Genomic DNA, 10,573 nt, shown 5'->3' on the forward strand with positions numbered 1-10,573 from the left:
AATCGTCATCATCGCGGCCTATTTCACCCTGCGTAAGTGATCATGACGCAGAACGACCGAGCGGCCACCGTGAGGCGGTTTCACTCTCCCTACCCGGAGACGTAATGGCAAAAATGCTCGGCACCATTCATGATGGTCGAATATTCGTGGCGGGCGCAGCTTTCCTCACCTATCCTCGGCGGATTTTTCGGAGCGACCGTCGGTTACTACGCCATTTCACTTGGGGGCCGGGCGCGTGACGCGCTCAGCCCTCGCACTGAGAGATTGGGGATGAAATGCCCAAGGTCGGTTGGTCGATCGGTCAGCGCGCCGCAGTAAAGCGATGGATGATACTCGTCAACCTGTTCGCTGTCGCAGGGCTTATTCTGTCGATCCTTCTGATCGTCATGGGAAACAGCGGCGGTTGGGTTCTGCTCGCACTGACAGTGTGCATGGCCGGTGCGGCACATATGTTCGTGGGAAGCATCAGGAAACCTCAACCTCGCCGATAGAAGCATTTCATTTGATCAGAAAATCAAAGCGTTCCCTTCACGCCCCGCACTCGCTTGAGTTGCGCCGTCGCGCGGTGCGGGTGGCCCCCGAAGTACGGCCGGAGTAAGACACCGAGTGGGCCGCAACGAAGGCGGTCCCCCAGAAAATGGGGGCGCCGAGAAACACGTGTGGGGTCGGACAGAGAATTCTCTGTCCGACCCCACACGCGGCTGGCGCTGTGATGTCAGATGTTGCGGTGGGACTGGTAGTAGGTCCCGAGCTGCTCGTGGTAGCCGGTGTCACCGACGTGCTTGTCCTTGTCGAACTCCGGGGAGTTCTTGATCTGGTCCTTGGTGAGGTTCACGTAGATCTTCTCCTCGGCCTGGTCCACCGTCTTGACGGTTCCGGCCGGCAGCAGTACGTGCTTGCCGAAGATCCATACACCGGTGTCAACGACGATGTAGGAGGAGTCAACGTCGTCCGAGTGCTTGTCAACCTTGCCGATGCTGCCGTCAGTGGCCTCGACCTTGAATCCGGTCAGGTCGGTGCCCGCGGTGTGGCCGGTGGTCGGCTGGTAGCCCCACATGCTGTCACTCATAAAACGGCTCCCTCATCGAGATGCATTGCTGATTTCACAGCAGAACTTGGTTCGGCCACCTCGCGCTAAAAACTGTGTGGCGCGTCCTCGATAAGCCGAGTGCCCCTGTCGCGTCGGCTCACACACGCTTTTTCCATGTGACCGAAAACGGCCGGAGGTGCCGTGTGGAGGACCTGGTTCCTGGCGTCACGGCCACCTCCGGCCGTGATCCCCGAGTACCCCGTATTTGGGGAATCATCCGCTTCTCCCGATATGGGGTGCAGGCATGAGAAACGGGTGGGACCCCATGCGATCGCATGGGGTCCCACCCGTGTGAAAAAGCTCTTCAGCCTGCCTTACCAGCGGTACCAACGACCACGCTTGCCGCCGCTCCCTGCGGGGCGGATAACGAAGCCCAGAACCCACACGATCAGCACGATGACGGCAATCCACCACAGCGCCTTCAGTGCGAAACCGGCACCGAAAAGGATCAGGGCGAGCAGAAGAACAAGAAGAATAGGAACCATGATTATCAACCTCCGACCACACGAGTGCCCAGCACGACGATCTCCATTCCTACTGATCCCTGCTGAATCTTCCGGAGCAGACCCCAGGTTTGGGCGGCTCGTTCGCGGTCACCAGCTTCGATCGTTGATGAATCACCGTCAGTTCGCTGACGAGGACTGTGCGTTTGCGTGGTGCGGTCGTTCGGGGTTGGGGCAGTCCGAGGGTCCGGGCTCTCGCGTCGGAGGGGGTCTCCAGACAGATCCGGTCCGCGCCGTGCCGTGTCACGCAGGGGCAGATTGCGCAGACCAGTGGCGCGGGCACCCCGGATGCGGTCCTCACAGCGGGCCCGTCAGCGGTGATGCATTTCCAGGTCCGCGAGCTGATCCCGCTGGCGCTGAACGCGTGGCTGGCCGTGCTGCCGTGGAGCCCGCGCGCCAGTGCCTGCCCGCCGGACCGGAACCGACATGCGCGGAGGCGCCGTGCGATGTGCGGCGGGCAGCGGGCAGCGGGCTATGTGCGGCGGTGCTGGAGCAGCCGAGCGAGGAGCCGTTGAGGGTGATCGAGGCGTTGACAGAGGCCGCAGAGAAGAGCGGGGCGACTCGGCGGCCGTCGCGCTCACGCGAGTGCGGGCGCGGGCGCAGCCCGGCGCCGCTCCACCCTGATCGGCCCCGCACCGCCGCGACCACCCGGACATCACCCTCACGTCGGAGCAGAGCGGACCGTCCGCCCGCCCACCTGGACGAGGTGTCCCACCCAGTCCTGAACTTCCCGTACGACCCGACCCCCCGGGCGGCGCCCATGTTCAAGTACGCCGGAACAACAGTGGACGGCGTGTCATCCACCCTGCACCCGCCGCCCCTGAAGAGCGCCGTCCGCTACTGAGGCGCCCGCGCGCCGGAGTCCCGGTCCCTCACGCCTCCCCGCGTGCCAGGGCCAGCAGCCGGTCCAGGACGCGGGGGCCGCCCGCTCGCAGCCCGTCGTGCTCGAACTCGTCGGTGACCCAGGTCCGCAGTCCCCGTACAGCCCGGGCGGTACGAAGGGAGTGGCCGGGGTCCACGTACATGTCGTCGTGATAGACGGCGGCGGCGACCGGGACCTCGTTGGCGGCGAGACGGGCGGGGTCGTAGAGGGGCTGCCAGTCGGTGCGGGCGGCGAGCAGGCCGGCGGTCTCGCGCAGCGGGCGCAGGGCCGGGTCGGTCTCGAACATCCACGGGTGAATCGTTTCGCCGGTGAAGAGGACCGGTGCGTCACCGGCGACCGCCTTGGCCGCGTCGAACTGCGGGAACTCGGCGCGGACCCGCTCGGCGGACCAGTCGGTGGGGCGCGCGTCCTGGCCGTAGATGGACTCGTGGACGAGGGCGTACAGCGGGTGCCCGGCGAAGGAGAGCAGGTTCTGCGCCTGTTCCTGGAAGGCGTCGGAGAGTTCGGTCCCGGCGGAGGTGCGGACGAAGGGGGCCTCCAGAAGGTGGTGGAGACGGTGGCTGCCGTCGCCCGCGCCGAGCATGATGCCGAGCGACTGGAACGCCTCGACGGTGAACCGGTAGCCGTTCGGCAGGACCACGTCGTGGGTCAGCAGGTGGTCGGCGACGCGCCGGGCACAGTCCACGTCCTGCGGGTAACGCGCGTAGTGTGCCGCGACCTTGCGCTCGATACGGGGGTAGGCGGCGCGGTACACGTCGTCGGCGTGGGCGTCCAGCGCGGGCAGGCCGCCGGTGATCAGGGCGGTGCTGAGCCCCTCGGGGGCCATCGACAGGTAGGCCACCGTGCAGAAGCCGCCGAAGCTCTGTCCGAGCACGGTCCAGGGGGCGCCGCCGGTGACCTCGCGGCGGACGGCCTCGCAGTCGCGGACGATGGAGTCGGCGCGGAACAGGGCCAGATGATCGGCCTGTTCGGCGGGGCCGCCGCGCAGCGGGAGCGTCTGCCGGGTGGCGGGCGTGGAGCGGCCCGTGCCGCGCTGGTCCAGCAGCAGGACGCGGAACTCGCGCAGCGCCCGGTCGAGCCAGGCGTGGCGCCCGACGAAGCGGTCCGCCCCGAAGCCCGGACCTCCCTGGAGGAACAGCAGCCAGGGCAGGTCCTGACCCGCTCTGTCGCTCGCCACGGCTTCCCGGGCGTACAGATCGATGGTCTCGCCCTCCGGTTCGCCGTGGTCCAGGGGCACGGTGAAGAAGCGGTCGGTGAGGACGACTCCGGGCTGACGGTAGCTGAGGCTCAACGGGTCTCCAGGAACGGAACGGTCGGACGGGTCCCAGTTCAGCACACCCCGGAGCCGTCCGGGCGGGCCGGGGATCATGGACCGCGGGCAACGCGTCCGGAGGGACGGGTGCCCCCGCCCCCGGCCGACGGGGAACGGCCGATCGCCGTGACCGCGTGATCCGCGCCGCGCGGCGGTCCACGCGACGGGGCCGCGCCTACGGTCCGCGCGAACGAGTCTGCGCGAACGGGTCCGCGCGAACGGGCGCCAGATCATGTACTGCCGTGGGGCTCGTGGGCCCGCTACTCTGCATTCATCCGATGTCCCCGACTTCCAGGAGCGGCGATGCGTGTCGCACTGTTCTTGACCTGCGTCAACGACACGCTGTATCCGGACACCGGGAAACAGGTACTGAAACTGCTGACCAGGCTGGGTGTCGAGGTCGATTTCCCGGCGGCGCAGACGTGCTGCGGGCAGGCGCACTACAACACCGGCTACCGTCATGAGGCAGAGCCCCTGGCACGTCATTTCTCCGATGTTTTCGGTGAGTTCGACGCGATCGTCACTCCGTCCGGCTCGTGCGGGGCGATGGTGCGCGAGCTGTATCCGCGCATGGGCGAGCGGGCCCGGGCCGAGGGGCGGGGCGGGGAGCTCGCCGCCGCGCTGGCCCCTGTCGTACCGAAGACCTACGAGCTGACGGAGTTCCTCGTGGACGTGCTGGGCGTGACGGACGTGGGCGCGCACTATCCGCACCGGGTGACCTACCACCCCACCTGTCACGGGCTGCGCTCACTGGGCCTCGGGGACCGGCCGCGCCGCCTGCTGGAGGCGGTCGGTGGGCTGGAACTGCTGGAGTTGCCGGGTGCGGAGGAGTGCTGCGGCTTCGGCGGGACCTTCTCGGTGAAGAACCCGGACGTGTCGGCGGCGATGGGCGAGGACAAGGTCCGCAACGCGGTATCGACGGGTGCCGAGGTGCTGTGCGCGGCCGACAACTCCTGCCTGATGCACATCGGGGGCACCATGAGCCGGCTGCGCGTCGGGGTGCGCCCGGTGCACATCGCGGAGATCCTGGCGAGCACGGAGAGGGAGACGGCATGACGATCGGTACGGGCGGGAACGCGGGTCCGACGTTCGTCGGCATGCCCGCCGTCCCGACTCCCGCGTTCCCCGAGGCGGCGCGGACCGCGGTGGCCGACCCGGTGCTGCGCGGCAACCTGCGGCACGCCACACACACCATCCGCGCCAAACGGGCCGCCGCCGTGGCTGAGTTGGCGGACTGGGCGGAACTGCGTGAGGCGGGCCGCCTCATCAAGGACCACACGCTGCGCCATCTCGACACGTATCTGGTGCGGTTGGAGGAGTCGGTCACCGCCGCCGGGGGCATCGTGCACTGGGCGGCGGACGCCGACGAGGCCAACCGGATCGTCGCGGACCTCGTGAAGGCGACCGGTGAGAGCGAGGTCGTCAAGGTCAAGTCGATGGCCACCCAGGAGATCGGGCTCAACGAGGCCCTGGAGGCGGAGGGCATCCACGCCTACGAGACCGATCTCGCCGAGCTGATCGTTCAGTTGGGCGACGACCGTCCCTCGCACATCCTGGTCCCCGCCATCCACCGCAACCGGGGCGAGATCCGTGACATCTTCCGTACACGGATGGCGAGTTGGGGCCGTCCCGCACCGGAGGACCTGACCGACCGCCCCGCCGAACTGGCCGAGGCGGCGCGGCTGCACCTGCGGGAGAAGTTCCTGCGCGCCAAAGTGGGCGTCTCGGGCGCCAACTTCATGGTCGCGGAGACCGGCACGCTGGTGGTCGTGGAGTCCGAGGGCAACGGGCGGATGTGTCTGACCCTGCCGGAGACACTGATCTCGGTCGTCGGCATCGAGAAGATCGTCCCCACCTGGCGGGACCTCGAAGTCTTCCTCCAGACCCTGCCCCGCTCCTCCACGGCCGAGCGGATGAACCCGTACACCAGCATGTGGACCGGCACCACGGACGGCGACGGGCCGCGCGTCTTCCACCTGGTGCTGCTGGACAACGGCCGCACCGACACCCTCGCGGACCGCGTCGGCCGCCAGGCGCTGCGCTGCATCCGCTGCTCGGCCTGCCTGAACGTGTGCCCGGTCTACGAGCGGGCCGGGGGCCATGCCTACGGCTCGGTCTACCCCGGCCCGATCGGCGCCATCCTCAGTCCCCAACTCCGCGGTACGGCAAGTGAGATCGACGCCTCCCTGCCGTACGCGTCGAGTCTCTGCGGGGCCTGCTACGACGTGTGCCCGGTCGCCATCGACATCCCCGAGGTGCTGGTGCACCTGCGGGAGCGGGTGGTGCAGGGCGGCGAGGCGGTACGGGCGGGCGGCAAGGTGGTCCTGCGGCCCGCGAAGGGACACGCGGCGGAGCGTGCCGCGATGCGCGCGGCCCGGCTCGCCCTCACCCACCCCGGCGCGCTGCGCGCCGGACAGCGCCTCGCCTCCCGCACCCGGCGTTTCCACCCGCGCACCCTCCCCGGACCGGGCCGGGCGTGGACCGCGACCCGGGATCTCCCCCCGCTGCCCCCGGAGCCCTTCCGTGACTGGTGGCAGCGGACGAACGGCGGAAAGGACGGCGCCCGATGAGCGGCCCGGTGAACAGCAGGGACCGGATTCTCGGCCGGGTACGGCGCGCCCTGGCCGACGTGCGCGAGGAGCCCGGGGGCGAGCTGCCGTACGCCGACGCCGTCCCCCGCGCCTACCTCCGCGAGCACGGCGACCGCACCCCCGCCGAGACCGTGGACCTCCTCGCCGCGAACCTCGCGGACTACCGCGCCCGGGTCCACCGCTGCACCGAGGACGACCTGCCGTCCCTGCTGGCCCGGCTGCTGCGGGAGCACGGCTCGGCCTCGCTGCTGGTGCCGCCGGGGCTGGAGCCGGGCTGGCTGGCGGAGACCGACGTGGAGCGCGTAGAGGACCGGGCGGAGAGCACGCCGTACGACCTGGACCGGGTGGACAGCGTCCTCACCGGCTGCGCGGTGGCCGTCGCGGAGACCGGCACCCTGGTGCTGGACGGCGGCCCCGACCAGGGCAGACGCCGGATCACACTCGTACCCGACCACCACATCTGCGTCGTACGCGTCCCGGAACAGGTCGTCTCCTCGGTGCCGCGGGCGCTCGACCGGCTCTCCCCCGGCCGCCCGCTGACCTGGATCTCGGGGCCGTCCGCGACCAGCGACATCGAGCTGGACCGGGTGGAGGGCGTGCACGGCCCGCGCACCCTGGAGGTCGTCCTGCTCGGCTGACCGCGCACCGTCCGGGTCACCTGCCCGCCCCCGCCACCGGGCAGCGCGTGAACCGCGCGGCTAGCGTGGGGGAATGATCCGGTTCGAGCAGGTCACCAAGCGCTATCCGGACGGTACGACGGCGGTGGACGACCTGTCGTTCGAGGTGGACGAGGGCGAGCTGGTCACCCTGGTCGGCCCCTCGGGCTGCGGCAAGACGACGACCATGATGATGGTGAACCGGCTCATCGAGCCGACCTCCGGCCGCATCCTGGTGGACGGCGAGGACATCGCCCGCACCGACCCGGTCCGGCTGCGCCGTCGTATCGGCTACGTCATCCAGCAGGTCGGCCTCTTCCCGCACCGCACGGTCCTCGACAACACCGCGACCGTGCCCGCGCTGCTCGGCTGGAAGCGCGCGAAGGCACGTGAACGCGCCGCCGAACTCCTCGATCTGGTCGGCCTGGACCCGAAGACGTACGGCGCCCGCTACCCGGAGCAGCTCTCCGGCGGCCAGCGCCAGCGGGTCGGCGTGGCACGGGCGCTGGCCGCCGATCCCCCGGTGCTGCTGATGGACGAGCCGTTCGGCGCGGTGGACCCGGTGGTGCGCGAGCAGTTGCAGGACGAGTTCCTGCGCATGCAGGCCGCGGTGCGCAAGACGGTGCTGCTGGTCACGCACGACATCGAGGAGGCCGTACGGCTCGGGGACCGGATCGCGGTCTACGGGCAGGGCCGCATCGAGCAGTTCGACACCCCCGGCGCGGTGCTCGGGTCGCCCGCCACCTCGTACGTCGCCGGGTTCGTGGGCGCCGACCGGGGGCTGAAGCGGCTGTCGGTGACCGAGATCGAGCCGGACGACCTGGAGCAGCCGCCGGTGGCCCGGCTCGGTGAGGCGGCGGAGACGGCGGCCGAACGGCTGCGTGCCGAGGGCGCCCGGTGGGCGGTGGTGCTGGACGAGGGCGGCGATCTGCACGGCTGGGTCGGCATCGAGGAGCTGACGCGCGGCGGCGCCCTGCGCGACCTGGCGCACCGGATGACCGCCTGGGTGCCGGTGGGTGCCCCGCTGAAGCAGGCGTTCGGCGTGATGCTCCAGCACGACGCCGGATGGGTCGCGGTGCTGGACGGGGCGCGCTTCCTGGGCGTGCTGACCCCGGCCAAGCTGCACGAGGCGCTGCGCCGGTCGGTGGACGCGGAGGCGCGCGGGGTGGCTCGGGGTCAAGTGCCGTTCGACTCGGTGTCGGACGCCTGAACGGGCCTATGGGGAAGGGGATTTGGCGACCGGACCGCCCGGGATACCCGCCGGACTTCCGGGTCACTTCTTCAGCAGGCCCTTGTCCTCCAGATACGTCCGCGCCACGTCGGCCGGGAGCCGACGCCAGCTGTCCACCTGCCGGTTGAGGTCGGTCAGGTCGGCGGTGGTCAGCACGTCGTTGAGCTTGTCCAGCGCCTTGGCGACCTTCGGCCCGCCCGCGTGGGCGCGGTTGACGACGGGCACGATGTAGTCGGCGTTCTGGAGGTGCTTGTCGTCGGCGAGGAGGACCAGGCCGAACTGGTCGAGGGTGGCGTCCGTGGTGGTGGTCAGCACCATCTGGTCCTTGCCCTCCTGGACCGCCCGCTTGGCCTGCGTGGTACCGACGCCGAGGGGATCGACGGCCGTGATGTCGATGCCGTAGACCTTCTTGAGACCGGGCTCGCAGTACGGCCGCTGCACGCACTCGTCGCCGGCCGCGAGCCGCACCGGGAGCTTGGACGCGCCGAGCTGGCTGAGGGTCCTGAGGTGGTGTTTCCGGGCATAGGAGGCGCTGACGGCGAAGGCGTTCTGGTCCACGGCACGGCCGGGCGGCAGCACGGTGAGCCCGCGCGGTGCGGCCAGCGCGCGCAGTTCGCGCAGGGTGACGGTGAGATCGGGCGAGCCGACGGACTTCGCGTCGGCGCCGTGCTCCTTGGCTTCGAGCCAGTCGGCGAGGGTGGCCGCGTACTCCGGTACGACGTCGATCTGTCCCGATTCCAGGGCGGGTTCGTACAGTTCGCGGTTGGCGACGGTGATGAGGGAGGTCTGGTACCCGGCCTGGTCCAGCAGCAGGGCGTACATCTGGGCGAGCAGGTCGCTCTCGGTGAACCCGGCCGAGCCGATGGTGAGGTGGTGGCTGTCGCCGGGGGCGACGGTGACGGCGTCGCGGTTCTCCAGGGACGGGCCGGTGGAGCAGGCGGTGAGGAGGGCGGCGAGTACGGCCGCGGTGGCGGCGGGGCGCGTCGGACGTGCTCTCATCGTGCGCTCCCGGCGCGTGCGGGCGCGAACCGTTCCACGGCCTCGAACACGGCTTCCACGAGCAGCGCGAAGGCGGCGACGAGGATCGCGCCCGCGACGACCTGCGGGGTGCTGGCCAGGTTGAAGCCCGCAGTGATGATCCGGCCGAGCCCGCCGCCGCCCGCGAGCGCGGCGATGGTCGCGGTGGCGACGAGTTGCACGGCGGCGATCCGCACCCCGTTGAGGATGAGCGGCAGCGCGAGCGGCACCTCCACCCGGAACAGCATCTGCCGCCCGGTCATGCCCATCCCGCGCGCGGCCCGTACGGCGTCCCGGTCCACCTCGCGCATCCCGACGTAGGCGTTGGTGAGCAGTGGCGGCACGGCGAACAGCACCAGGGCGACGACGGTGGGCCCCTCGCCCCAGTTCCCCACGGGGGTGAGCAGGAGCAGGACCAGCACCGCGAAGGTGGGCACGGCCCGGCCGACGTTGGAGATGTTCACGGCGAGGGCGCCGCCCCGGCCGAGGTGTCCGAGGACCAGTGCCACGGGCAGCGCGATCAGGCAGCTGATCACCAGGCAGACGACGGTGAGCACGAAGTGCTGGAGCAGCCGGTGCCAGACCCCGTTGTCGCCGGACCAGTGCGCGGGGTCGGCCAGCCAGTCCCAGGTGGCGGTGAGGACGCTCATCGGCGGGCCGCCCGCGACCAGGGCGTCAGCAGCCGCTGTACGCCGAGCAGCAGCAGATCGGCGGCGACGGCGATCACCACGCACAGCACGGACGCGGTGAGCACCTGTGCCTTGAAGTACGTGTTCATGCCCGCGTAGATCAGGTTCCCGAGGCCGCCGAAGCCGACGATGGCTCCCACGGTGACGAGGGAGACCGCCGAGACGGTGGCGATGCGCAGCCCGGCCATCGCGGCGGGCAGCGCGAGCGGCAGCTCGACGGCGAGCAGCAGGCGTACGGGTCCGTAGCCGAGACCGCGCGCGGCCTGCCGGGTCTCCTCGGGTACGGCCCGCAGCCCGGCCAGGATGTTCCGCACCAGCAGGGTCAGCGAGTAGAGGACGAGCCCGGCGACGACCAGGGTGGCCGAGAGGCCGTACACCGGCAGGAGCAGCGAGAACATCGCCAGCGACGGGATCGTGTACAGGATCGTCGTCACCGCGAGCACCGGTCCCGCGGCCCAGCGCCACCGGCGGGCCAGCACCGCGAGCGGCAGGGCGACGGCGAGGCCGATGAGGACCGACACCACGGTGAGCTGGAGGTGCTGCACCACGGCGTCCAGGAGGATCTGGCTCCGGGTGGAGACGTAGGCGCCGCAGATCCATT

10 protein-coding genes are annotated in these 10,573 nt (G+C 70.3%); 4 read left to right on the forward strand and 6 right to left on the reverse strand.

Translation table 11 applies throughout. The annotated features are described in order from the left end of the window. Positions 1-715: 715 nt before the first annotated feature. The 3 genes from KUM39_RS23410 to KUM39_RS23420 all read right to left on the reverse strand — a co-directional run bounded on the left by KUM39_RS23410 (position 716) and on the right by KUM39_RS23420 (position 3,767). Positions 716-1,069: a PRC-barrel domain-containing protein gene (locus tag KUM39_RS23410; RefSeq protein WP_217787736.1), complete on the reverse strand. Its 354-nt coding sequence runs from the start codon at positions 1,067-1,069 to the stop codon at positions 716-718. A 335-nt stretch (positions 1,070-1,404) separates the two neighbouring features. Further along, positions 1,405-1,575, reverse strand: coding sequence for a hydrophobic protein (locus KUM39_RS23415; RefSeq protein ID WP_217787737.1), 171 nt, complete (start codon positions 1,573-1,575; stop codon positions 1,405-1,407). 890 nt (positions 1,576-2,465) lie between these two features. Continuing rightward, complete coding sequence (locus KUM39_RS23420) at positions 2,466-3,767, reverse strand: alpha/beta fold hydrolase (protein ID WP_217787738.1); 1,302 nt, start codon at positions 3,765-3,767, stop codon at positions 2,466-2,468. 324 nt (positions 3,768-4,091) lie between these two features. On the opposite strand from KUM39_RS23420, the gene KUM39_RS23425 reads away from it, so the two are divergent. The 4 genes from KUM39_RS23425 (at position 4,092) to KUM39_RS23440 (ending at position 8,245) form a co-directional block, all read left to right on the forward strand. Continuing rightward, complete coding sequence (locus KUM39_RS23425) at positions 4,092-4,844, forward strand: (Fe-S)-binding protein (protein ID WP_217787739.1); 753 nt, start codon at positions 4,092-4,094, stop codon at positions 4,842-4,844. A gap of 41 nt (positions 4,845-4,885) precedes the next feature. After that, positions 4,886-6,358: a LutB/LldF family L-lactate oxidation iron-sulfur protein gene (locus KUM39_RS23430; protein WP_217787748.1), complete on the forward strand. Its 1,473-nt coding sequence runs from the start codon at positions 4,886-4,888 to the stop codon at positions 6,356-6,358. 8 nt (positions 6,359-6,366) lie between these two features. Continuing rightward, entirely contained in the window at positions 6,367-7,017 is a 651-nt protein-coding gene (locus KUM39_RS23435) for a LutC/YkgG family protein (protein WP_217787749.1), read from the forward strand. A gap of 73 nt (positions 7,018-7,090) precedes the next feature. After that, on the forward strand, positions 7,091-8,245 hold the full coding sequence (locus KUM39_RS23440; protein WP_217787740.1) for a betaine/proline/choline family ABC transporter ATP-binding protein: 1,155 nt from the start codon (positions 7,091-7,093) through the stop codon (positions 8,243-8,245). A gap of 63 nt (positions 8,246-8,308) precedes the next feature. Here the strand turns inward: KUM39_RS23440 and KUM39_RS23445 are convergent, their stop codons facing one another. From KUM39_RS23445 to KUM39_RS23455, 3 genes are all read right to left on the reverse strand, one after another. Further along, a complete protein-coding gene (locus KUM39_RS23445) occupies positions 8,309-9,265 on the reverse strand; it encodes an ABC transporter substrate-binding protein (protein WP_217787741.1) in 957 nt (318 codons plus the stop codon). Beyond that, positions 9,262-9,933: an ABC transporter permease gene (locus KUM39_RS23450; protein ID WP_217787742.1), complete on the reverse strand. Its 672-nt coding sequence runs from the start codon at positions 9,931-9,933 to the stop codon at positions 9,262-9,264. Before KUM39_RS23450 ends, KUM39_RS23445 begins: the two co-directional genes overlap by 4 nt. After that, positions 9,930-10,573 (reverse strand): ABC transporter permease (locus KUM39_RS23455; protein WP_217787743.1); only part of this gene is annotated, 644 nt, incomplete at its 5' end. The genes KUM39_RS23455 and KUM39_RS23450, both read right to left, overlap by 4 nt.

The organism is Streptomyces corallincola (assembly GCF_019104725.1).
GTDB lineage: Bacteria > Actinomycetota > Actinomycetes > Streptomycetales > Streptomycetaceae > Streptomyces > Streptomyces corallincola.

Bases quoted from the DNA above. Each gene is read 5' to 3' on its own strand.
- KUM39_RS23410 (WP_217787736.1), bottom strand. From the start codon at position 1,069: ATGAGTGACAGCATGTGGGGCTACCAGCCGACCACCGGCCACACCGCG.
- KUM39_RS23415 (WP_217787737.1), bottom strand. From the start codon at position 1,575: ATGGTTCCTATTCTTCTTGTTCTTCTGCTCGCCCTGATCCTTTTCGGT.
- KUM39_RS23425 (WP_217787739.1), top strand. From the start codon at position 4,092: ATGCGTGTCGCACTGTTCTTGACCTGCGTCAACGACACGCTGTATCCG.
- KUM39_RS23430 (WP_217787748.1), top strand. From the start codon at position 4,886: ATGCCCGCCGTCCCGACTCCCGCGTTCCCCGAGGCGGCGCGGACCGCG.
- KUM39_RS23440 (WP_217787740.1), top strand. From the start codon at position 7,091: ATGATCCGGTTCGAGCAGGTCACCAAGCGCTATCCGGACGGTACGACG.
- KUM39_RS23445 (WP_217787741.1), bottom strand. From the start codon at position 9,265: ATGAGAGCACGTCCGACGCGCCCCGCCGCCACCGCGGCCGTACTCGCC.
- KUM39_RS23450 (WP_217787742.1), bottom strand. From the start codon at position 9,933: ATGAGCGTCCTCACCGCCACCTGGGACTGGCTGGCCGACCCCGCGCAC.